Source organism: Solirubrobacter pauli, assembly GCF_003633755.1.
GTDB classification, from domain to species: domain Bacteria; phylum Actinomycetota; class Thermoleophilia; order Solirubrobacterales; family Solirubrobacteraceae; genus Solirubrobacter; species Solirubrobacter pauli.
The window spans coordinates 2,442,672-2,463,627 of the sequence record NZ_RBIL01000002.1; the positions used below are offsets into that span (position 1 = coordinate 2,442,672).

The 20,956-nt window shown below is 69.0% G+C and carries 24 protein-coding genes; 15 read left to right on the plus strand and 9 right to left on the minus strand.

Annotated elements, in window-relative coordinates; genetic code table 11:
* Positions 1–330: 330 nt before the first annotated feature.
* The gene (locus C8N24_RS30995) at positions 331–1,062 is read right to left on the minus strand and encodes a DUF1963 domain-containing protein (RefSeq protein ID WP_121257560.1); all 732 of its coding nucleotides are present in this window, start codon (positions 1,060–1,062) and stop codon (positions 331–333) included.
* Between the two features lie 158 nt (positions 1,063–1,220).
* Here C8N24_RS30995 and C8N24_RS31000 point away from each other — a divergent pair, with 158 nt between their 5' ends.
* The 5 genes from C8N24_RS31000 to C8N24_RS31020 all read left to right on the plus strand — a co-directional run bounded on the left by C8N24_RS31000 (position 1,221) and on the right by C8N24_RS31020 (position 5,330).
* On the plus strand, positions 1,221–1,712 hold the full coding sequence (locus C8N24_RS31000; RefSeq protein WP_121257562.1) for a hypothetical protein: 492 nt from the start codon (positions 1,221–1,223) through the stop codon (positions 1,710–1,712).
* 285 nt (positions 1,713–1,997) lie between these two features.
* Positions 1,998–2,441, plus strand: a complete 444-nt coding sequence (locus C8N24_RS31005) for an SRPBCC family protein (protein WP_170179542.1) — start codon at positions 1,998–2,000, stop codon at positions 2,439–2,441.
* Positions 2,442–2,551: 110 nt separating this feature from the next.
* Positions 2,552–2,845 (plus strand): hypothetical protein, encoded by a 294-nt coding sequence (locus C8N24_RS31010; RefSeq protein WP_121257566.1) that lies wholly within the window; start codon positions 2,552–2,554, stop codon positions 2,843–2,845.
* A 179-nt stretch (positions 2,846–3,024) separates the two neighbouring features.
* Entirely contained in the window at positions 3,025–3,864 is an 840-nt protein-coding gene (locus tag C8N24_RS31015; protein WP_147448073.1) for an endonuclease/exonuclease/phosphatase family protein, read from the plus strand.
* Positions 3,865–4,538: 674 nt separating this feature from the next.
* Complete coding sequence (locus C8N24_RS31020; RefSeq protein WP_121257570.1) at positions 4,539–5,330, plus strand: alpha/beta fold hydrolase; 792 nt, start codon at positions 4,539–4,541, stop codon at positions 5,328–5,330.
* Between the two features lie 222 nt (positions 5,331–5,552).
* On the opposite strand, the gene C8N24_RS31025 is transcribed toward C8N24_RS31020, so the two are convergent.
* Entirely contained in the window at positions 5,553–6,257 is a 705-nt protein-coding gene (locus C8N24_RS31025; RefSeq protein WP_121257572.1) for a GAF domain-containing protein, read from the minus strand.
* Positions 6,258–6,419: 162 nt separating this feature from the next.
* On the opposite strand from C8N24_RS31025, the gene C8N24_RS31030 reads away from it, so the two are divergent.
* Positions 6,420–6,944: an RNA polymerase sigma factor gene (locus C8N24_RS31030; protein ID WP_147448075.1), complete on the plus strand. Its 525-nt coding sequence runs from the start codon at positions 6,420–6,422 to the stop codon at positions 6,942–6,944.
* Positions 6,941–7,636 (plus strand): sigma-70 family RNA polymerase sigma factor, encoded by a 696-nt coding sequence (locus tag C8N24_RS31035; protein WP_121257576.1) that lies wholly within the window; start codon positions 6,941–6,943, stop codon positions 7,634–7,636. The genes C8N24_RS31030 and C8N24_RS31035 overlap by 4 nt, the downstream gene beginning before the upstream one ends.
* 75 nt (positions 7,637–7,711) lie before the next feature.
* On the opposite strand, the gene C8N24_RS31040 is transcribed toward C8N24_RS31035, so the two are convergent.
* A complete protein-coding gene (locus tag C8N24_RS31040; RefSeq protein ID WP_121257578.1) occupies positions 7,712–8,386 on the minus strand; it encodes a hypothetical protein in 675 nt (224 codons plus the stop codon).
* A 75-nt stretch (positions 8,387–8,461) separates the two neighbouring features.
* Here C8N24_RS31040 and C8N24_RS33470 point away from each other — a divergent pair, with 75 nt between their 5' ends.
* The gene (locus C8N24_RS33470) at positions 8,462–8,770 is read left to right on the plus strand and encodes a hypothetical protein (RefSeq protein WP_147448076.1); all 309 of its coding nucleotides are present in this window, start codon (positions 8,462–8,464) and stop codon (positions 8,768–8,770) included.
* 179 nt (positions 8,771–8,949) lie between these two features.
* Here C8N24_RS33470 and C8N24_RS31045 read toward each other — a convergent pair whose 3' ends face one another.
* Positions 8,950–9,441 carry a DMP19 family protein gene (locus tag C8N24_RS31045; protein ID WP_121257580.1) on the minus strand — a complete coding sequence of 164 codons (492 nt, stop codon included), beginning with the start codon at positions 9,439–9,441 and terminating at the stop codon, positions 8,950–8,952.
* Positions 9,442–9,603: 162 nt separating this feature from the next.
* Entirely contained in the window at positions 9,604–10,227 is a 624-nt protein-coding gene (locus C8N24_RS31050; RefSeq protein ID WP_121257582.1) for a hypothetical protein, read from the minus strand.
* Positions 10,228–10,835: 608 nt separating this feature from the next.
* Here C8N24_RS31050 and C8N24_RS31060 point away from each other — a divergent pair.
* The 5 genes from C8N24_RS31060 to C8N24_RS31080 all read left to right on the plus strand — a co-directional run bounded on the left by C8N24_RS31060 (position 10,836) and on the right by C8N24_RS31080 (position 14,231).
* Positions 10,836–11,093 (plus strand): DUF7660 family protein, encoded by a 258-nt coding sequence (locus C8N24_RS31060; RefSeq protein ID WP_121257586.1) that lies wholly within the window; start codon positions 10,836–10,838, stop codon positions 11,091–11,093.
* A 92-nt stretch (positions 11,094–11,185) separates the two neighbouring features.
* On the plus strand, positions 11,186–12,127 hold the full coding sequence (locus C8N24_RS31065) for a hypothetical protein (protein WP_121257588.1): 942 nt from the start codon (positions 11,186–11,188) through the stop codon (positions 12,125–12,127).
* A 423-nt stretch (positions 12,128–12,550) separates the two neighbouring features.
* A complete protein-coding gene (locus tag C8N24_RS31070) occupies positions 12,551–13,111 on the plus strand; it encodes an RNA polymerase sigma factor (protein ID WP_170179543.1) in 561 nt (186 codons plus the stop codon).
* Positions 13,108–13,914, plus strand: coding sequence for a hypothetical protein (locus C8N24_RS31075; RefSeq protein ID WP_121257592.1), 807 nt, complete (start codon positions 13,108–13,110; stop codon positions 13,912–13,914). The genes C8N24_RS31070 and C8N24_RS31075 overlap by 4 nt, the downstream gene beginning before the upstream one ends.
* A gap of 20 nt (positions 13,915–13,934) precedes the next feature.
* Positions 13,935–14,231: a Dabb family protein gene (locus C8N24_RS31080; RefSeq protein ID WP_147448077.1), complete on the plus strand. Its 297-nt coding sequence runs from the start codon at positions 13,935–13,937 to the stop codon at positions 14,229–14,231.
* Position 14,232: 1 nt separating this feature from the next.
* Here C8N24_RS31080 and C8N24_RS31085 read toward each other — a convergent pair whose 3' ends face one another.
* Positions 14,233–15,624, minus strand: a complete 1,392-nt coding sequence (locus C8N24_RS31085; RefSeq protein WP_121257596.1) for a sensor histidine kinase — start codon at positions 15,622–15,624, stop codon at positions 14,233–14,235.
* Entirely contained in the window at positions 15,621–16,313 is a 693-nt protein-coding gene (locus tag C8N24_RS31090; RefSeq protein ID WP_281272681.1) for a response regulator transcription factor, read from the minus strand. Before C8N24_RS31090 ends, C8N24_RS31085 begins: the two co-directional genes overlap by 4 nt.
* Positions 16,314–16,390: 77 nt before the next feature.
* On the opposite strand from C8N24_RS31090, the gene C8N24_RS31095 reads away from it, so the two are divergent.
* Together C8N24_RS31095 and C8N24_RS31100 are read left to right on the plus strand one after the other, a co-directional pair.
* Positions 16,391–17,362: an LLM class F420-dependent oxidoreductase gene (locus C8N24_RS31095; RefSeq protein ID WP_121257598.1), complete on the plus strand. Its 972-nt coding sequence runs from the start codon at positions 16,391–16,393 to the stop codon at positions 17,360–17,362.
* Between the two features lie 236 nt (positions 17,363–17,598).
* Positions 17,599–18,402 (plus strand): hypothetical protein, encoded by an 804-nt coding sequence (locus C8N24_RS31100; RefSeq protein WP_121257600.1) that lies wholly within the window; start codon positions 17,599–17,601, stop codon positions 18,400–18,402.
* Between the two features lie 583 nt (positions 18,403–18,985).
* On the opposite strand, the gene C8N24_RS33475 is transcribed toward C8N24_RS31100, so the two are convergent.
* Both C8N24_RS33475 and C8N24_RS31110 read right to left on the minus strand, forming a co-directional pair.
* Positions 18,986–19,750, minus strand: a complete 765-nt coding sequence (locus tag C8N24_RS33475; protein WP_147448078.1) for a hypothetical protein — start codon at positions 19,748–19,750, stop codon at positions 18,986–18,988.
* A gap of 141 nt (positions 19,751–19,891) precedes the next feature.
* Positions 19,892–20,917 carry a zinc-dependent alcohol dehydrogenase gene (locus C8N24_RS31110; protein WP_121257605.1) on the minus strand — a complete coding sequence of 342 codons (1,026 nt, stop codon included), beginning with the start codon at positions 20,915–20,917 and terminating at the stop codon, positions 19,892–19,894.
* Positions 20,918–20,956 lie beyond the last annotated feature (39 nt).

Consider the following 20,956-nt stretch of genomic DNA (forward strand, 5'->3'; position numbering starts at 1 on the left):
CACGGACGAGCCCAGCAGCGCTGTTGCGAAGGTGCGGCGACCCCATGCGTCGCCGCCAACCGCTGGGCGTCGCGAGCGACGACGGACTCCTTCGCGCGGGTGAAGCGCTCTGTCTCGATGAGGCCAGCGCTTCGCTGGCGGCGCTGCTCATCCACCGATCCGCACGTCCTCGCCGGACCGCTGTGACGCACAGCCTGACGGCTGCACAACGTGGCGGAATCGTCGACTAACGCTACTTCGCATCTGCCACGGACCGCCGCCGGCGATGAGCTTGCCGTTGGCGGATTGAGCGAGCGCCGCGGACCGAGCCGCACCGAAGGGAAGGCTCGCCTAGCAGGAATCAGGCGTGGCTTTGATGTGCTGCCAGCGCGCTGAACGGATGTCCTCCGGGCTTCCCCAGAAACTGATCGTCCCAGCGTCGCCGTACTCGAAGCCCAGCTCCTCATCCCAGTCGAGCTGCAGCAGACTCAGCTCCCCAGGTTCGCGAGGATCTCCCTGCAGGTACCCCGGCTCCCCGAGCAACAGATGGGTCGGCATGTCGAGCTCGCGCAAGAACGCGTCAGGCGAATCGAGCATGTCCAGCGCTTCGTACAGCTCCTCCGCGGGCGGCGTCAGCACCGGCACGAACTGCACCAGCCGCTCGTTCAAGACCACTGGAATCTCTCCCGCGTCGCGTTGCTCGTCCGGTGGCGTCGCGGCGGCCACTGCCGCACCGCCACGCACGTGCACGATCTCGATCGCGGGATGGGTTCCGTCCACTGGACCCCATCCTTCGTTGTCAAAGCTGAAGTCCGCAAAGAACACGACCGTGCCGTCTTCCGGCAGGCTCGCGCGCCACTGCCCCGTCGGGAGTTCCTCGAGCACGATCGACGCCAGGTGCGTCAGGCCTCGTCCGTTGTGGATCGGCCATGAGCCCGGGACCTCAGGGTGCCCACCGAGCTTGCTCCTGCCCGCACCCCCGCCAACCAACGCGAGCCCCGCAACCGCACGCTCGGCAAGCTCGACAGGCAGCCCGTGCTTGACCAACAGGCCGCGAAGCTCTTCGACGGTTGTCGGCGCCATGCGGCGGCAGGCTACAGACCAGACCACCTGTGGGTCCGTTCACGACCTAAGCCAGCAAGACGGATGGCTAACGCCGAATGAGCGGAACCGTCGACAAGCACCACTTTGCGGGTGCCTCGGTTGTACCGGCGAGCGGGTAGTGGCTTTCGGTCCTGACCATGAAGACGTCCGCAGTCCTGAGCAGCTCCAACGGCCACGACTCTGTGACCCTCACGCGAGTTGATGATGTTCTCTACGTGGTGGTCTGCTGGGTGCCGCAGCGGTGGGACGTGGCCGCCGCCGATCCGCCCGCTTCCGAGATCACGCTGTATCGGGAAGGCTTGCCTGACGCGCTCCGGCAGCTATCCGACGATCTCGCCGCCCATCTCCAGCGGCCGCTTCAAGACCTTGCCGGCAATCCGTTCCTGGGCAGCTATGAGTTCGGCAGCCCGCACATCGCGCTCGACAGCTCCGAGCTTCGCGCATCGCACGCGCAGCTCGCACTCGAGTTCACCGACGCTCGCGAGGGCTTCATCTCAACTAGATCCAACGGCGGCGGCTACGTCAGCGTCCGCTGGCACTTCAACGACTCGTTTCTTCGGGTTGCCATGCGGGTCGACATCACCACGCTCGACAGATTCGCCCGCGAGCTCGCGGATCTCGTGAACTGAGCTCGGTCTCGAAGCGTCCGCCTACAGCGTGCTGGTCCCCGAACCGGCTCGCAACATGCGTGAGTGCGTCGAGAAGCGCCACTTCGACCTACGCTTGCCTTGGCTGAGCACCCTGGGCCAGCACAGAGGGGCGATCGGGCAGCGGCGAACCAGGGTTTCCCGCGGCTCGCGCCCCTACCAAGCTTTGTTGTCTCTCCGCAGGCGCGAGCGACCTCGCCAAGTAGCGAAACCGTCGAGAACGCCACTTTGCGAGTCGGCTGGCGAGGCGTGGGTATGCGAGTCGTCATGAGGGATTCCGTCCGCGCTTGGCAGGCGCCACCGGCAGCCGTCTGGGCGGTTCTGGTGGACCCGCTCAGCTATCCGCTCTGGCTGGCCGGCGTCAAGGACGTGTTGTGGGCCGACGAGGATTGGCCGCAGCCAGACGCCGGCCTCGACTACAGGTTCCGCTGGGGTCCCTTCACGCTCCGCGGCCGCGCCACGGTTTTGGAGGCGCAGCCTTCCGGGCACCTGCGCCTGCGCTGGAAGCGCCGTCTGCTCGGCGACGCGATCGCAGAGTTCACGATCGCCGAGACCACGGACGGCTGTGCCGTCGACTTCCGGGAGACCCCTCGAGGACTCTTCGTCGGGCTATCGGCCAACCCCTTTGCGACGGGAGTCGCGGCCGGCTACAACACCGCTTCGCTGGCTCGACTCCGACGGCTCGTCGAGCGGCAGGAACCGACCACATGACACCCCGTCATCGCGACCGACCCTAAGACCAACCATACCTCGGAGAGCACCACTTCTTGATCAGCTGGCTCGGAGGCTTCGCCAGCGCGTTCCTCGGGGACTAAGGGGACGTGAACAAGCGGATCGTCAACATTGAGGCGAAGGCCTTCCTGGTCGTGTTCGCCACTGCGGCGAGCCTGCTCGGTGCGTACTGCGTCTTCGGCGCACTGCTCCTGCGAGGCGACGGCATCGTGTCGAGCACCTCGGGCTTTTTGTTGCTGCTCACGATCTCGACGGCCGCACTGGGTTCCGGCCTGAGCGCGCTCGTCGTGATCCTCAACGGCTACGTCGGTGCCTGGTGGCTGCTGACTTCCGCCCTCGCCACCGTGGCGTGGTTCGGCGCGGGGCACCTCGTCGCCGACTGAGAGCGTCTCGGAGCTGCTCCAAGCTCTCGAGGCGCAGCGATCACTACTGGCACAGGTAGCGAAACCGTCGAAAAGCGCCACTTTCGCGGCTCATCCGAAGCGCTAGCGAGGGTCGAAGGCGCGGGTGCGACGGTCGCTCGGCAGGAGGTTTCGCCACAAAGAGGGCGAACGACCTCGGCGTGCGTGTGCTCACTTTCAACGTCCTGACGATGCGGTCGGCGGACGGGCCGCGCCGCCACGAGGTAGCGAAGAGGCTGCTCGCGGCTCTTCGCGCCGACGTCATGGCCCTGCAGGAAGTGTCGCGCAGCCCCGTGTTCGACCAAGCTGCCGAACTGGCCGGGGACGGCTGGACGGTGCTCGACCTCCCGGGTGGCGACATCAACCATGAGGGCGAATCCCTGGCCAGCCGCCTGCCCATCGTGCGCGCCGACGAGCTCGACGTCCCGGTCGTCGACGACACGGAAGGCGGCTGGCGAGCGACGGCGCTCGCCGCGGAGCTGGCTGTGCCGACGCCCGTCGGTTCGGTCCTGATCGTGCATCATCGCGGGACCTACGAGCTTCACCGCGAGGACGTCCGCGAACGCCAAGCGGTCGCGACGGCCCGTTGGATCGAGCAGCTGATCGCCGGCCGCCCCGAGCTGCCCGTGGTTCTGCTAGGCGACCTCAACGCCGGTCCGGACAGCGCGAGCCTTCGGTTCTTGACCGGGCGGCAGTCGCTCGACGGCTTGAGCGTGCGCTACGAAGACGCCTGGGAGGCGGTGAATCCCGGCCAGCCTGGCCACACGTTCACCCCGCTCAACCCGCTGGTGCGCGCGGGAGAGATGCCGCTCGAACGCGGCCGTCGGATCGACCACGTCCTCGTGCGCTCCGGGGCGCATGGTCCGCCACTCGGCGTCGTCGACTGCCGCCTGGTCTGTGATATGCCCGTCGAGGGCGTTTGGGCCAGCGACCACTTCGGCGTCCTCGCCGAGCTGAGCCCGCCCAGCCATGCACCAGGGACTTGGCGGTCGACGACCTAGCAGTGGACGCGCGAGCGGGAGCGCCTCCCGTCCATCGACGAGTAGCGGAACCGTCGACAAGCACTACTTTCGGTCTTCGCACAAGGTGTAGTGCGGGGCGCCGGTCAACTGGCCGTTCCTCCTCGACGAGGGCGAGAGCCGCAGACGAGCGTGTGGGATGGACTACCCCGTCCAGGCGGCTTACCCCGCCACACATCGGCCGCCGCTGGTTCCATGTCCCCGAGCGGCGGCCGCGGCGGCACGCGCGGCCATCGGCGCGATCGCTCTGCTGTTGACGGCGGCACCGGCGTCGAGACTCATCGCCCGGTCCCCGCTCCGTGACGCGGCGCTAGTCGCAGGGAGAGTGCTGATCGTTGTCGAACCCTGTGCTCGAGGCGACCCCAGCGTTTCGGGCCGTCCAGGCGGCTTACCCCGCCACACATCGGCCGCCGCTGGTTCCATGTCCCCGAGCGGCGGCCGCGGCGGCACGCGCGGCCATCGGCGCGATCGCTCTGCTGTTGACGGCGGCACCGGCGTCGAGACTCATCGCCCGGTCCCCGCTCCGTGACGCGGCGCTAGTCGCAGGGAGAGTGCTGATCGTTGTCGAACCCTGTGCTCGAGGCGACCCCAGCGTTTCGGGTGCGCCAAGCACGGCCGCCCGGCTCCTGTCGAACGGGAACGGGTAGGGACGCCGGATGCAGTACATGCGCACTGGGAGCGGCCAGCCGCTGCTGCTCATCCACGGACTCGGTGGCAGCCGCCACTCGTTCGATCCGATCACAAGTGCGCTGGCGGCGGAGCGTGAGATCATCGCGCCGGACCTTCCCGGCTTCGGCAAGACGCCGCCACTCTCGGGCGCTGTGTCGATCGCGACGCTCGCTGAGGCCCTTGAGGGCTTCATCGACGAGCATGACCTCGACGGTGTCGACTGCGCCGGAACGTCCATGGGCGCACGGCTCGCGCTGGAGCTGGCGCGACGAGGCCGCGTCGGGGCCACCGTTGCGCTCGACCCGGGTGGCTTCTGGAACGCCCGTGAGCGACGCGTCTTCGGCGCGTCAGTGCGGGGGTCGATCGCGATCGTTCGTGCCTTGCAGCCGGTGATGCCGGTGCTCGCCCGGAGTCCTGTGGGACGTAGCGCGCTTTTGGCCCAGTTTTCCGCCCGCCCGTGGCGTCTTCCCGGCGATGTCGTGCTGAGAGAGATGCAGAGCTACGCCGAAGCGCGAGGCCTTGACGACGCGCTGGATGCCCTTGTGCATGGGCCGCTACAAGCCGGCATGCCGGCCGGAACGGCGCGAGGCCCGATCGCCGTCGGCTGGGGGCGGCACGACCTTGTTTGCCTTCCGCGCCAGGCACAGCGAGCGATCCGACAGTTCCCTGACGCCCGGCTGCACTGGTTCGACCGCTGTGGACACTTTCCACAGTGGGATCGCCCTCACGAGACGACGCGACTGATCCTCGAAACCACGGCCCCGGACCGACACCGCTGACGACGCCTCACGGCTGCACTTCGCCGCGCTCGGTAGTTCTGTGCCTGCCGCGTGATGGAAGAGCCGCCTGCCTGGTCGGCGAGATTCGCAATGGTTGGAACGGGTCACGTACACCGCTGGCCCAATCGGCTGAATTCGAGGCCGTCGTCAACTCGTCCAGGACCCTGCGCCCACGGTCGAATACCGGTCCTCGACCGCTCCTACGGCGCGATACCCGGCGCGTTATTGACCGGTCCCGAGGGTGTGCTGGATCTCGGCGACGACACTCGTGGTGAGGACCTGTAGCCCGTCGATCTGCTCGGGGGTCCAGGTACGGGACTTGTGGTCGATGACGCAGAGGGTGCCGAGTGTGTGGCCGGCGGCCGTGATCAGGGGGATGCCGAGGTAGGCGACGACGTCGAGGTCGCGGATGGCGAGGTTGTCGCGCACGAGCGGGTGCACGCGGGCGTCCTCGATGACGATTGGAGTGTCGGAGTCGAGGGCGTGCTGGCAGAAGGAGTGCGATAGGGGAGTCTCGCGCGTCGTGCTCCAGGGCTCGCCGAGGCCGACGCAGCTCTTGAAGAACTGCCGGTCGGCGTCGACGAGGGAGATGAGGGCCACAGGGGCGCTCGCGAGCCGGGCGGCCAGGCCCGCGATCCGGTCGTAGGTGGCGTCGGGCGGGGTGTCGAGCAGCCCGGTGCGCTGCAGCTCGGCGAGGCGCTCGGCGTCGAGGGTTGCGGTGGTCGGTGCCCGGCCGGCTAGTGCGCCGCTGGCCAGCGATTCGAGGGTTAGGCTCGCGTGCTCGTCGCCGCGATGGGCGCTGAGCATCCCGAGGCGCATGATCGTCGCGTCGCGGACGAACTGTGCGGCACTGATCCCTTGGTTGGACGCTTCGGCTTCCAGCAGCGCCCAGAGGTCGTCGCTGAAGCGGACCGTCGTGGCTCGCATCGGCACCCTCCGGATGGTAGGCGATAGCGGATACGGGAACACCAAGTCATCTAGGGGTTTGAGCGGTAGCGGTTTCGGGGATGGCGCTTCCGTCGCTTCCACCCCCTCGCCCCAGGGTCCCTCTTGAACTCCATCTCCGCCGGTGCCACTGACGCGCACCTCATGGCACTGATCCAGCTCGATCGCACGGACGCGTTCGAGGTGCTGTACGACCGACATTGCGCCGCGGTGCACCGGCTCGCCTGCCGCTACGTCGGCGCCGGCTCGGCGGCCGAGGACGTGACGCAGGAGACGTTCATCGGCGCGTGGCGGGCGCGGCAGCAGTTTGCGTGCGAGCGCGGCAACGCGCGCGGGTGGTTGCTGACGATCGCCCGCAACCGTGCGGTGGATGCGCTGCGCCGCGGTGCGCGCCAGAATCTTGCGTTCGACGAGTCCTACGACCCGGCGGGGCCGGACTGCGTCGAGACCGAGACGTTCAGCCGTGAACGGGCGGGCGAGATCGCCGGCGCGCTGCGTCTGTTGCCGGTCGAGCAGCGTGACGTGATCGAGCTGGCGTTCGCGGCCGGAATGACGCATCCGGAGATCGCGGCGCAGCTGCAGATCCCACTGGGAACGGTGAAGAGCCGCGCACGGCTCGGACTCAACCGGCTGCGCTTCGAGCTCTCCCCCTTGCACGTCGCGGCTTGACCGTCGCCGCCCGTGAGCAGCGTGACGCGCTTGTGCTCGAGCACCTGCCGCTGGCGCGCAGCCTGGCCCGGCGCTACGCGCGCCGTGCCGACGTCGACGATCTCGACCAGGTGGCGTCGATGGCGCTGGTGAAGGCCGCCGACCGCTTCGACCCTGACCGCGGGCTCGCCTTCTCGTCGTTTGCGGTACCGACGATCCTCGGCGAGCTCAAGCGCCACTTTCGCGACCGCGGCTGGATGGTGCGCGTCCCGCGCGATCTGCAGGAACTCAGCGTGCGCCTGGTGCCACTCACCGAGTCACTCACAGGCGCACTCGGCCGCGCACCGACGCCTGCCGAACTGGCCCAGCGCGCCGGCACGAGCGTCGAACAGGTGCTCGAGGCACGCGCCGCCACCAGCGCCCATTTTCCTGACTCGCTCGATCGCTCGGTCACCGAGGACGGGGAGGAGCTCGCCGACGTCGTCGGCGGACGCATCGACCCCGGGTTCGAGCGCGCGGAGAACGCCGCGGTCGTCGATCGTCTGCTGAGCGCCCTCGACGACCGCCAACGCGAGATCCTCCGGCTGCGCTTTGAGGAGGATCTGCCGCAGTCCGAGATCGGCAGCCTCCTCGGCCTTTCACAGACGCAGGTCTCTCGGCTGATCCGCGCATCCATCGGGGCGCTGCAGCTGCAAGCGGCGTCCAGAGGTTGACGGCCACCGTACGGGCGGGACGCCGCGCGTCCCGCCCGCGTGATGGACTCCTCTCTCCGCCTCGGGGCGAAGGGTCTACGCGGTGGTGTTGACGGTGATCTTCGCGACGCCGATCACCAGGCCGGCGGTGAGGGCGTCGGTGCCGAAGGTCTGGTTGAGCAGGTCCGCGGCTTCCTGCTTGAGCTTGACGGTGGTGCCTTCCAGGATCGCGGTGTCGTTCGCGCCCGTCTCCAGCGGCTTGAGCGTGCGGCCGTCCAGGAAGAACAGCGGCGCGTCCTCGGCCGCGACCTCACCGTCGACGGTCACCTTGCCGGTGAGCACGGACTGGCCGGGGTCCACGTCGAAGTCGGTCAGCTCGACCGTCTTGCCGCCGCCGGTGAGGCTGAGGCCGCTGCCGGCGTGGTTGATCATGCCCTGCACGTACGGAGACTTGGTCCCGGGCGTGTAGTAGGTGACGTTGCCGCCGGTGATCGGGAAGGACGCGACGCCGGCCTTGCTGATCTTGGCGTCACCGACCGGTGCGGGCGTGAGCTTGAGGGTGCCCAGCGCCTCGACGAACCCGGCGTCCAGGGTGACGGCGGTGTCCTTGCCGGTGAGCGTCGGGATCTCGGCCACCGGGGTCGCTTCCGGCGTGGCCGTCGCCGTTGCCGGGGTGGACGTGTTCGCGCTCGTGTCTTCGTCATCGCCGCCGCAGGCGGTCGCACCCAGGGCGAGGGCGGTCGTGGCGGCCAGGGCCGCCAGGGACTTCATATGCATCTTGTTCCTCGCTTCGAGAGAGGTTGAAGAGGAGGGTCGAGAGGTATTCGCAGCGCCGACCCCGACCGGATGCCTCTCTGCCTAAAGATCAGCTCACGATTCGCGTGGCCCGGCGGCGAGCGCGACGCCGGAGCCGGTGGACGGTCGCGCGACCCGCGCGCTGCGCAGCCAGGCGAGGAGCACGACGGCGCCGAGCGCGGCGACGGCGCCGGCGACCGCGAACGCGACGCGATGGCCGGTGCTCGGGCTGGTTGTCCCGGCGACCAGGACCAGGACGGCGATGCCGAGCGCCGTGCCGACCTGAGCGGCGGTGTTCAGCAGGCCGGCCGCGGTGCCGCGGTCGGCTTCGGGGATCGAGGACGTGCCGAGCGTGCTTGAAGGACGCCTTCGCGACCCTCACGCGACGGCCGGACCGCGAGCAGATGAGCAACGGCCAGAGATCTTGATGGGGGGAATCGTCGAGAAGAACCACTTTCACCACCGCGCATGCCGCGTCGGCCGATCCCGCGTGGGGGGCTGCGACGCACCGCCTGTCGATGCCTGAAACGCGTGCCGACTCAGACGTCGGCGAACTCCTGCGGGGCGCCTTGGATGTAGCGCAGGAGTAGCGCCTCGATCCGGGTAGCGGAGTTCGCCATCAGCGCATCCAATTCGGTGTCGAGCCGCGCCAGCTCGTCGGCGCTGGATTCGACGGCCTTCAGCATCCGGCGGAACTCGCTCACAGCCCGTTTACGTGGAGGTTCCACGAACGCAATCGCGTTGGCCTGCTCGAAGATGGCCATGAACTTGCGAGCCTTGACCAGCTTCGCCGACGTCGCCGCGGCCAACGCAAGTTCCGGCCTCTCGTAGAAGAACTGCTCGAAGCCGCCCGAGCCCACGAGCTCGACTGCCGTCATCAGCACGTAGAGGGCACGCTCGCCGGGCGTCAACGCGTCGACCTCCGCACCAAGGTGGCCGGGCTCGCCGACGCGCTCCACCAAACGGCGATACAGATCCCGCACCCGTTCGACATCGTCGTCGGATGCTTGTGGTGGACCAAAGGGCACCATCGCCGAACTCTAGATCGAGCAAGGACGCCACCTCGTCGAGATGCGCGCTTCCGTCGACAAGCGCTGCTTACGAAACGTCGCCGGCACGGTCGCTACGCGCCAACCGTCGCTGGTCTGCGGTGGCGACGGCCGCGGCCGGCGAGCTTGACCGACCGACCACGCCTACGCGTTCCAGGGCCATACGCTGCCGCCGCTGCGAACCCACTCGGCGGCGTGCCGGTGGGCCCAGACCCGGAACGGCTTTGTGTTGCGTGGGGTCTCGACGTCAAGCGCCTTCGGTGCGTGCTCGAACGGGTCTAGCTGTTCCCCTTCGCGCTTCATCCAGCGCGTCACGCGCCCATGCAGCTTCATGAGCTCTTGTGGCTGCTGTTTCGTCGGCCGCGCCTGCGCCTGCAGCAGCCCGGGGCAGAGCGCGCCGCTGCGTTCCCAGCTCGTGCGCCAGCGTAAGACCGGTGATCGTTCTTCGTCGACCAGCGAGCCGAACCCCGCGGTGGACTGCTGGTTGACTATCCGATGCACGCGCTCAGTGGCGTCCGTTGGCGCCGGCGCATCCGACCACGGACGGAGTGATCCGAGCTGATGCGCCCAGAACGTGAGCTCGAGCGGCTCGGACGGCTCAACGTTGGGCCGCGGTGGTGCTGGCAGCGGCAGAGGACCGGATAGACCGTCCATGCTGGACGGACCTTCTCGTAAGTCGATGGACGCCAGCAGCTTCAGGCCTTCGACGTCGAGCAGATGCGCAACCAGGACCAGCTCGTCTTCGGGAAGCAGCAGAAAACCGCCCATCAATGGCGCACCCTAATCGACCATGCGGGCCCGTCGGCGGTTGATCCTTAGCTCCGCGAAGGAGCCAAATCGTCGAGAAGCGCTACTTCTGGACTCGCAGCTGGCGCAAACGGCGACGGGGGCGCGACCTCCGCTTCGAGGACGTGCGACCGGTGGCATCCATCGCCACAGAAGGGCCTACCGATGACGTCCGCGGCTGCCGCGTGCTCTACGAGCGTCTGTGCGCTCTGGCCCCGACGGAAGGTGCTCGCGCGTCGCAAGCACCGCCTTGACATCGGCCACGGCCGCCTGCCACTCAGGCGTGCTCTTGAAGCGGATCGGAACCAACCGCGCGAGCTCCTCAGCCGACAGATCCGATTCCCCGGGCGACTGCTCGCACCTGCGCAGGCGCTGGAGGCGCCCCAGCACCGCCCGCGTCGGCAGCGCCTCGAGCTGCTCACGAGACATCACGGGAACATAGCTCGGCACGCGTGCCCTCGTACCCGCTCAGAAGGGTTCGATGCTCTTCGCCGTCGGCCCGACGACGCTGCTCGAATGCGCGAGCTTCTCGAAAAGCACCGTCTAAGCGGCAAAGGGGGCACGCGTCCTAACCGGTAGCTTCGGGCCCTGTGAAGCCCGCGCCTGAAGATCTCGCCGACCAGATCACGACTCGCGAGGACATGGCGAGTTTTCTCGACGCACTGAGTACCGACGCGGTCGAGCGCGGCAGTGAGTGGGAGAACGCGCAGATCTTCGACATGCTCGAATCGATGGCGGCATGGCTGCGCGACACCGCCGATACCCCGCGATTCGCCCCAGCCGGCATGACGCCAGAGCAATGGCGGTTCATCGCCGACCTGATACTCGCGGGCAAGCACTACGAGTAGCTGCCTAAAGCGCGTTCTCCTCGAAACGGACCACGCGCTTCTCCGAACGCGTCTCGAGAGCGCCGACTCGCACCCGATCTATCTTCAGGCCGGTGAAGACCATTCGCGCCGGCGAGCCGGGCACGACTGGAAAGGCGATCGGAGAAGCGATCCTCCTGCCCGCTGGGCTCCTTGTTGCTGCGCACGAGAGGGGTGTTTACCTACTCTCGCCCGACGGAGACGAGCGCGCGCATTGGGACGTTCCGGCGTTTGAGTTGAGCGTCGCCGATGACGGGACCTCCGCTCTGGCCGTCTATGGGCATCGGCAGATCGACGCTTACGTACTGCACCGCATCGACCTCGTCACGCACCAAGTCACGCCGGTGCCGCCATTTCACGCGTACGGCGCGGGCCGGAGCTTCGACGGCTCGAGCCTGACGATTGAGACCCGAGATGGGCTGCATGCGATCGATCTCACGACGGGAGCACGTCTGTGGTCCCTGCTTGATAGCCGAAGCCGAAGCGTGGACGCACACGAACGCACGGCGACACGGCTGTCGGCGATCTGCACCCGCGAACGAGGACCGTTCCAGACCGCGGAGCGTTGGACCTGGGAACTCCCATCGCTCCGGGTACTCGACCGCCGCGCGAACACCAACACCTGGGGCGAGATGTTCATCAAAGCCGTGCCGGTCGTTATCACCGGCGCGACGGCCGACGGGACGATCGTCTTCGTCGACCTCCAGGACGGGGAGCTGGTGGAGTGCGTCCAGCCACTCGAGGGCCCGTCGGTGGTGCGCCCGCTCGACAACTACGCCGAGATCGCCGTGGACGGCGACCACTCCGCGCTACTGCAGGAGAGAAGCGATCACGCGCTGGTCACGTTCCGCTGCCGGGAACGGCACGAACCGGTCGGCGCCGCTGAGTTCCCGAGCACGCGTTCGGCGTACTTCCGCGCCTACGGCGACGTCGCGACCGCGTACACGGAGGACGGACGGATCATCGCCATGGACCTACGCACCCACGCGGTGCTCGCAAACCTCAAGACGTTGTAGGTGCGGACGTGTTTCGACGACGATCGAAAATAGTGCTTCTGTGGAAACGCACCATCTTCGACGTCGCTCGACCCAGACGCTCTGGCCGCCTCAGCGGCGCGTCGGCTCGCGCCGGCCAGCTCGGGTCTATGCCGCGCGGACTGCGCCCGAGAGCACCGAAGGGCCGGAGATGTCAGGGAATGCCCGCCCGAGGGCCAGTCCTGAAGGAACGCCACCGCCGACCAAGCGGGAGGGTTGACTTGATCTCCGGGAAGCCGAGGAGGCGCAGTGCCGTGCCACCCCGACCGTGCCTCCCTCACACGCCCCGCCACAGAGAAGCCGCAACACAACACCGGACCGGCTCCTGGCGGCACGCGGCGGTCGTGGGATGGCTCGCGCGGCAACTGCTGGTCACAATCCTCGCGGTCGTTCGACGTGAGGGTTGTGAGACGAGGACTGGACCAGCTTGACGACGAGGCGCTCGTGGCGGGCTTGCCCGCCACGGCGGACGCGTTCGTGGTGCTCTACCGGCGCTACGAGGCTCCGATCCTCGCGTACTTCCGCCGGCGGACGAGCGGGCCGGAGCTCGCCGCCGACCTGGCGGGCGAGGTGTTCGCCCGGGCGCTGGAGAACTTGCGCGCCGGCCACGCGGTGTCGGGGCCGTTCTCGGCCTGGCTGTTCGGGATCGCCCGGCACGTGCTGATCGACAGCTACCGGCGCGGACGGGTCAGCGAGGAGGCGCGGCGCCGGCTGGCGTGGGACCGGATCGCGCTCACCGACGACGAGCTCGAGCGGATCGACCGGATCGGCGAGGACGGCGCGGTGCGCGCGGCCCTCGGCGCGCTGCCGCAGGACCAGCGGGAAGCGGTGCTGGCGCGGATCGTCGAGCAGCAGAGCTACGAGGACATCGCCCGCGCGCTCGAGTGCTCGGAGCTGGTGATCCGCAAGCGGGTCAGCCGGGGGCTCGCGACGTTGCGCGCGCGACTGAGAGGAGAATTGGCATGACGGTCCTGCCCGACCTGGAACGGCAGGTGCGCCGGTCGGCGCACGCGACGCACCCGGCACCCCGTCCCCAACGCCGCGGCCGCGTCATCGTGCCCGTCGCGGCCCTCGCGCTGGCCGCCGCGTCGTACGCGCTGCTCGCGCCCTCCCACGACGCCCAGCGCTCCGTCCCGCCCGCCGACGAGCGCGAGGTCACCGCGCCCCCGCCGCGCGGCGTCTTCTTCACGCCCGATCCGGACAAGATCGTCTACGTGCGCTCCCGCACGCGCGACGCCAACGGCGGCACGATCCTGGTCGAGGAGTGGCATCGCGGACGCGAGGACCACCGCGTCGAGCGCTGGCGCAACCCCTCTGAGGGCGACCGCCTGTGGGAGGCCGATCGCCTCGTGTCCGCCGACGGCGTGATGCGCCAGATCAACGAGGAGGGCGAGTACCGCGTGATCCGCCCGTCCCAGAGCGAGGACGCGGCGAACGTCAGCGCCCAACGCCAGGCGGGCTTCCTCGCGGACTTCCGCGCCAACGCCGAGAAGGGCACGCCGGACCCCACCCCGACCGTGTTCGCCGACCGCCCCGCCCTTCGCTACCACGTCCGCCAGGACGACGGCACGCGAACGGCCATCCCGACCCCGGAGCGGTCCTACTACGTCGACCGGGACACCGGCAGGCCGCTCGGCATGACGAGCCGGTTCCGGCTGAACCCGGACCAGGTGCTGAGCTCCACGCAGACCGTCGAGGCGATCGAGGAGCTCGACCCCACGCCTCAGAACCTGGCGAAGCTGCGCGAGTTCGTGCTCGAGCGCAGGTGACGGTGCCCTACGGTGGCGCGATGACCGATCACGTGGTGCTGCTCTCCCTGCGCGCGGGCGTCGCCGACGCCGAGCTCTCGAGGCTCGGCGACCTGCTCGCCGGCCTCCCCGAGCGGATCGACGGCATCGAGTCGGTGCGCTTCGGCCCGAGCACGAGCCCGGAAGGCCTCGAGCAGGGCTACGACTACGGCTTCCTGATCACGTTCACCGACGCGCACGCGCGTGACCGCTACCTGCCGCACCCGGAGCACGCCCCGGTCAGCGCGCTGGTGCAGCAGCTCTCGGAAGGCGTCCTGGTGTTCGACGTCGGGACGTAGGTCAGCGCGCGGGCAGGCGCACCTGGAACGCGGCGCCGCCGCCCGGGGCGTTCGCCGCGCTGACCGTGCCGCCGTGCGCGTCGACGATGGCCGCGACGATCGCGAGTCCCAGGCCCGCGCCGCCCTTGCCACGCTCGCGCCCGCCCTCGGCGCGCCAGAAGCGCTCGAACAGCGCGCCCGCGTCCTTGCCCGGGAGGCCGGGGCCGTGGTCGCGCACCTCGAGCGCGACGGTCCCGTCGCGGCGCTCGACGGAGACGTCGATCGGGGTGCCCGCCGGCGTGTGCACCAGCGCGTTGCGCAGGAGGTTCGCGAACACCTGGCGCAGCTGGTCGGCGTCGCCGGTCACCCAGCCGTGGTCGGCGTGCAGGGTGATCTCGCGGTCGGGGGCCGTCACGCGGGCGTCGTCGACCGCGTCGGAGGCCAGCACCGACACGTCGACCGGACCGTGCGGCGCCGGCCGCACCTCGTCCAGCCGCGCCAGCGTCAGCAGGTCCTCGACGAGCACGCCCATGCGCGCCGCCTCGTCCTCGATCCGGCGCATCGCCTTCGCCACGTCCTCGTCGCTGCGCGCCGCGCCCATGCGGTACAGCTCCGCGTAGCCGCGGATCGAGACGAGCGGCGTGCGCAGCTCGTGCGACGCGTCGGCGATGAAGCGGCGCAACCGCTCCTGCGAGGCCTCGCGCGCGGCGAACGCCTCCTCCAGGCGGTCGAGCATCCGGTTGAGCGCGGTGCCGAGGCGACCGACCTCCGTGCGCGGGTCCGTCGACTCCACGCGGTGCGAGAGGTCGCCCCCGGCGATCGCGGCCGCCGTGTGGCCCATGCGGTCGAGCGGCAGCAGGCCGACGCGCACCACCACCCAAGCGAACGCGCCGATCAGCGCCAGCACGGCGGCGATCACCAGCCCGAGCGTGAGCAGCAGCCCGTCGAGCGACTGGTTGGTGGCGCTCAACGAGATCGCCGCGATCGTGACCGAGCCCGTGCCGAAGCTGCGCGCGAGCACGCGGTAGTCGCCCTGCGGCGTCTCGACCGTGGTCGGCGTGCCGACGGGGATGTCCCGCGGGAGCTCCGGCGCCTCCGCGGAGTCGTCCGGGCCGAGGAACTCCTCGTCCACGACCGATCCGTTGGCGTCGCGCACCTGGCCGTAGGTGTCGATCGGCGCGGCCCCGCCGCGCGGCGGGCCGCCGCCTCCGCCCCGGTACGGGTTGCCGGAGCCGCCGTTGCGCTCCATGAACTCGTGCTGGAGCGCCGGCACCGCCGCGGCGAGCTGCTCGTCGACGCGGCTGAGCTGGTTCGAGCGCTGGGTGGCGTAGGTGACGCCGCCGACGATCAGCATGCCGACCGCGGCGAGCGCGAGCACGCCGGCGACGAGCCGCCCACGCAGCGAAGCGATCATGCCCGCGGCGCGCGCAGCGTGTAGCCGACCCCGCGCACCGTGTGGATGAGCGACGGGCCGTGCTGGTCGAGCTTCTTGCGCAGGTAGGAGATGTAGGTCTCGAGCACGCGGGCGTCGCCGCCGAAGTCGTAGTCCCACACGTGGTCGAGCAGCTGCGCGCGGGTGAGCACGCGGCGTGGGTTGAGCATCAGGTACCGGAGCAGCCGGTACTCGGTCGCGGTGAGGTCGATCGGCTCGCCGGCGCGCGCGACCTCGCGCGTGTCCTCGTCGAGCTCGAGGTCCTCGAAGCTCAACCGGCTCGAGTCCGCCTCCGCGGCGCCCGTGCGGCGCAGCACGTTGCGCACGCGCGCGAGCAGCTCCTCGAGGCTGAACGGCTTCGTGACGTAGTCGTCGCCGCCGGTCGTGAGACCGCGGAGCTTGTCCTCGGGGGCGTCGCGGGCGGTGAGGAAGATGATCGGCGTGCCCGCGCGCTCGGCGCCGAGCCGCTTGGCGACCTCGAACCCCTCCATGTCGGGGAGCATCACGTCGAGGACGATCAGATCCGGGCGGAACGCGGCGACCTGCGCGAGCGCGTCCGCGCCCGTCCCCGCCGACTCGACCGTGAAGCCTTGGAAGCGCAGGGCCATCGAGATGACGTCGACGATGTTGGGCTCGTCGTCGACGACGAGGACTCGGCTGGACTCGTTCACAACAGCAGTATCGGTTCGGTTCCTGTGGGTTTGCTGGGAGCGGCCTGAGACCGCATCCGGGTAGCGTGCCTCACACCATGCGCGCACCCTTTGAGCTCGACCTGCACGTGCCGAACTTCAACTACCCGGGCACGAGTCCGGAGGCGCTGTTCGACAAGCTCGTGGAGATCGCGACGGCGGCCGAGGCGTCCGGCTTCAGCTCGCTCTCGTTGATGGACCACCTGCACCAGATCGGCCCGGTGGGTCCGCCCGAGAACTTCATGTTCGACGGCAACACGATGCTCGCCGCGATCGCCGCGCGCACGTCGGCGATCCACCTCGGGCTGCTCGTCGGCGGTGTCACCTACCGCAACCCGGCGCTGGTGGCCAAGATCACGACGACGCTGGACGTGATCAGCGGCGGCCGCGCCGTGCTGGGACTGGGCGCCGCCTGGTTCGAGGAGGAGCACAAGGCCTACGGCTACGCGTTCCCGCCGCTCAAGACGCGCTTCGAGTACCTCGAGGACGCGCTGAACATCACGCGGCGGATGTTCACCGAGGAGGTGGCGACCTACCACGGCACGCACTTCCACGTCGAAGGCGCGTTCAACAACCCGAAGCCGATCCGCGGGGACATCCCGATCCTGATCGGCGGCAGCGGAGAGCGCAAGACGCTGCGCTTCGTGGCCAAGTACGCCGACGGCTCGAACCTGTTCGGCGACGTCGAGCGCGTCAAGCACCTGCTGGGCGTCCTCGAAGGGCACTGCGAGGACGTCGGTCGCGACCCGGCGGAGATCACCAAGACCCGCATGGGCACCGTCTACATCGCGCCCACGCACGAGGCGGCCATGGTTAAGTTCGAGCCGGCCCTGGCCGCCGCCGCCGACCCCGACCGGGCCCGCGCGGGCGCGTTCGTCGGCGAGCCGAGCGAGGTCGCAGAGCAGGTGCAGGCGTACCTGGACGCCGGCCTGGACGGCATCACCATTACGCTCCCGGACGTGCACGACATCGAGACGGTCAAGCTCGCCGGCGAGACGCTCGGGGCGGTGATCGGGACTCGCGCCAGGTAAGCCCCGAGGATGTCCGGCGGATCGCCGCGATCCGCAACCCGGTCCTGCGCAACCTCGAGATCACCTACGCCTACTCGCTGCTCGCCGCCGAGATCGCGGCGCGCAGCGGTGGTGGCGCGAACTGGTGCACGTTCGCGACCTGGGCCTCCCGCCAGGCCGGCCGGACGATCCGCGGCGAGGACGCGCTCGGCTACATCCAGGACCGGCTGGGTTGCGGGCGTTCGCTGCTGCACCCGGTGCAGTCGCTCGGTCGCTGGCTGCTGCGCAAGGGGCTGTTCGACAGGTCCTCGCGGATCGGTGCGATCATGGCTCGGCTGCGCACGCCGTTCGACGCGGTGGAGCTGGCGAGCGACGCCGTCGCGCGCGGCAACCTGAAGGTGTTCGCCGAGATCGGGCACGAGTTCGCGCGCTGGTTGCGGGAAGACGACTTCGCGGTCGACGCGCCGCTGCTGCAGGCCGCCTTCGCCGCGTACGAGCTCGCCTTCGCCGAGCCGGACCCGAAGCGCCGCGCGGAGCTGATGCTGCGCGCGAACCTCTGCATCGGCCTGCACGAGCAGACGCGCCTGCAGCCCGAGATCGCCGAGGCGCTCGACGCGCCCTACGTCACCGCCGAGGAGCTCGGCCGGATGCTCTGCGGCACCACGCGCCCGCGCCTCGCCAAGGCCGTCGGCGTGCTCGCGCTTCCCGCGCAGGGCCTAGTCGCCCGCTTCTCGCGCGAGGTCATCACGCACTCGCTGATGGTGCTCTCGTTGCCCGGGCGGATCCTCGCGCTCGGCACGCACCTGGAGGACACCTACCCGGAGGCGCTGATCGACCTGGTCGAGCCCGAGCTGGTGGCGCTCGTCTCCCAGTACGAGCCGATCCCGCCCGCGCCGGACGACTGCGGCGCCCAGGACTGGTCCTCGCTCGAGCAGCGCATGCACTACATCGTCCACCTGTTCCGCGTCTTCCACGTCGACGCGGAGCTTGCGACACCGCCGTTCAGCGAGACGCAGGTGGAGCGCTTCCTCGCCGGCGTGGTGCCCGAGGGCGACCTGTAATAGGCCTGCGCCACCGGTAGCAGCACTTTCACCCACATGGACACCCATCAGAGTGTCGGGTTCCTAACGTCTCCCGCGTCTTCTACCCCGGCGGTTTCCCTGCTTCTCTGCCCGTTGCTGAAAGCGCGCCACGTAGGCTACACCTGACCGCTCCAACGACCGTGCTTCCTCCTGAGAGGCAATAACGTCCTTGAGCGCCGCTGGCACTTCCTTTGACGCACCTGCGAGGGCACCCGCAAGGACCATTCCCCACGCGGTCGTTCCAGGGATCACGTTCCCTACGACGCCCCCTGCCCCGCCACCGAAGCCAGCCGACTGAGCTACCGTGCCCGCTCGGACGGCCAACGCCCCGTACAGCTTCTCCCAGAGGGTCGTAGACGCTGTCTCGAACTTCGCAACGTCTGCCGCCAGTTTCGTGGCGACAAACTTTTCGATTTCCGCCTCCGCCGCGGGACTCCACGGATTGGACTCGACGAGTTGGGTTACCTCTGCCAATCCCTCCGACAGGAACTGACGCCGAGACTGCTCCATTTCGGTTCGATACCGGAGGATTGCATCTACGGGCGTACGCGAGATTTCGGCGCTAACAGCCCAACGCTGCGGGCGAGCCCGCACTGTTCGAGAACACCGAATTAATAACAGAAAATCTAACAGCGCCTAGGCGCCCCCGGTAGCTGGCGCCGCCTGCCTTGCGTAGCGGGGACGGAGAGGCTTCCTGGGCTGCCTTGAACAGCTCGTAGCGGTATGAGAGCAGGTCGTTGTAGCGCACGTCGAACAAAGGTGCGGCATCCAAAAGCGCGGCGGCGTAGCTTGCGATCGAGATCTGATCGGAGGCAAACACCGACGAGGGCTCAACCGGGTTCCACCATATGTCCTTCTCGCCGGTTTCAACCGCCTCAACGTGCACGCGCCCGATCCGGAGGCGATAGTCACCCGGCTTGGTCCCGGTCATCGCGTTCCATTTGTCGTCTTTGACGTCTCGCTCCAAGATGAAGGCGCGCGCGTCACGGAATTCGAGGTCCTCGGAACCTGCTTTTCCGATCATCGGAGTACCGTCGACTGCGACTCCTGCTTCAGTGAGAGCCGATAGAACCTCTTGCAGCTCCCTGGGCAAGCTTTCTAGTGCGTACGCATGCTCTACGTCGCGTAGATAGTTGAAATCGTGAACGAGCAGCCGCTGCCCCGAGATGGTGTACCTCGACGGATCACCCAATGCCTCTGGTGAGATTGAAGCTGCTGTAGGACGGATGTAGTGAACTTCATCGAAGATCAGCGCGATGCGCTTGAGCTGATCTGCCTGACGCGCGTCATCTGAAAGGTGAACTACCGCTCGAGTCTTTATTGACACGTGGCTAGCCCAGAAGCGATTCAGCGATCATCGCAGCATGCTACAGCCTCCGTGCGCATCCTCGGCACGCGAGTCACGATTCCGTAGGGACGCGACAATCCCACCAACCGTTTCTGGCTGCGTCTTCTGAGGTTGGCGACATCAGGGCTCGATCAGGACCTTCAGCGAGCCCGGGTCGATCAGGCGCTCGAGGGCATCACGGGTGTCCTCGAGCGCGAATGCGCGCGTGACGAGCGGCTCGGTCTTCACCGCGCCGGACGCGATCAGGTCGATCGCGCCCTGCCAGTAGCCGACCGAGCCGAGGACGCCGATCAGGTCGATGTCGCGGACGACGAGGCCGTCCCAGTCGAACGGCAGCTCGGGTTGGCCGGAGAGGCCGAGCGCGACGACGGTGCCGCCCGGGCGCACGGCGGCGAAGGCCGCGGCGATCGCGCCCGGCCCGCCGGCACACAGCAGGGCGACGTCCGGGCCGTCGGAGGTGGCGCCGGCGACGGTCGCGACCGGGTCGTCCCACTCGGCCGCGCGGCCCTCAAAGGGCGTGAAGCCGAGGGACGCCGCGAGCGTCATCCGGTCCTCGCGCGTGTCGCTCACGGTCACGGACGCGGCGCCGTGGGCACGGGCGATCTGCGCGACCAGGAGGCCGATCGGGCCGCTGCCGATGACGACGACGTGCTGGCCGGCCACGCGACCGCGCGTCACGCCGTGCAGGGCGACCGACGTCGGCTCGACGAGCGCGGCCTGGCGGGCGGAGAACGGCACGACGTGCGCGTAAGCGGCAGGGAACACCATGCGCGAGGCCATCGCGCCGTCCATGTGGACGATCCCGGTCTCGGTCCGCCGGGCGCACAGGTGCGAGCGGCCGGCCCGGCAGCGCACGCACACGCCGCAGCCGATCGCGACCTCCCCCACGACCCGGTCGCCGGGCGTGAAGCCGGTCACGCCCTCGCCCACGTCGACGACGACGCCGGTCCACTCGTGGCCAGGCACGATCGGGTACTCGGCGATGCCCATCCGGAAGTAGGCGAGCGAGCCCTCGAAGATCTCGACGTCGGTGCCGCAGATGCCGACCGCGCTCGGCGCGATCAGCAGCTGGCCCGCCGCGGGCGCAGGGTCGGGCCGCTCGACCAGCTCGAGCCGTTCGTCGCCATGGAACTCGATCGCGCGCATTTGAACAGTCGTCTAACCAACTCCGGACGGGTGATGATG

Coding starts and splice junctions, on each gene's coding strand:
- C8N24_RS30995 (WP_121257560.1), bottom strand. CDS start 1,062: ATGGCGCCGACAACCGTCGAAGAGCTTCGCGGCCTGTTGGTCAAGCAC.
- C8N24_RS31000 (WP_121257562.1), top strand. CDS start 1,221: ATGAAGACGTCCGCAGTCCTGAGCAGCTCCAACGGCCACGACTCTGTG.
- C8N24_RS31005 (WP_170179542.1), top strand. CDS start 1,998: ATGAGGGATTCCGTCCGCGCTTGGCAGGCGCCACCGGCAGCCGTCTGG.
- C8N24_RS31020 (WP_121257570.1), top strand. CDS start 4,539: ATGCAGTACATGCGCACTGGGAGCGGCCAGCCGCTGCTGCTCATCCAC.
- C8N24_RS31025 (WP_121257572.1), bottom strand. CDS start 6,257: ATGCGAGCCACGACGGTCCGCTTCAGCGACGACCTCTGGGCGCTGCTG.
- C8N24_RS31030 (WP_147448075.1), top strand. CDS start 6,420: ATGGCACTGATCCAGCTCGATCGCACGGACGCGTTCGAGGTGCTGTAC.
- C8N24_RS31040 (WP_121257578.1), bottom strand. CDS start 8,386: ATGAAGTCCCTGGCGGCCCTGGCCGCCACGACCGCCCTCGCCCTGGGT.
- C8N24_RS33470 (WP_147448076.1), top strand. CDS start 8,462: ATGCCTCTCTGCCTAAAGATCAGCTCACGATTCGCGTGGCCCGGCGGC.
- C8N24_RS31045 (WP_121257580.1), bottom strand. CDS start 9,441: ATGGTGCCCTTTGGTCCACCACAAGCATCCGACGACGATGTCGAACGG.
- C8N24_RS31050 (WP_121257582.1), bottom strand. CDS start 10,227: ATGGGCGGTTTTCTGCTGCTTCCCGAAGACGAGCTGGTCCTGGTTGCG.
- C8N24_RS31075 (WP_121257592.1), top strand. CDS start 13,108: ATGACGGTCCTGCCCGACCTGGAACGGCAGGTGCGCCGGTCGGCGCAC.
- C8N24_RS31080 (WP_147448077.1), top strand. CDS start 13,935: ATGACCGATCACGTGGTGCTGCTCTCCCTGCGCGCGGGCGTCGCCGAC.
- C8N24_RS31085 (WP_121257596.1), bottom strand. CDS start 15,624: ATGATCGCTTCGCTGCGTGGGCGGCTCGTCGCCGGCGTGCTCGCGCTC.
- C8N24_RS31095 (WP_121257598.1), top strand. CDS start 16,391: ATGCGCGCACCCTTTGAGCTCGACCTGCACGTGCCGAACTTCAACTAC.
- C8N24_RS31110 (WP_121257605.1), bottom strand. CDS start 20,917: ATGCGCGCGATCGAGTTCCATGGCGACGAACGGCTCGAGCTGGTCGAG.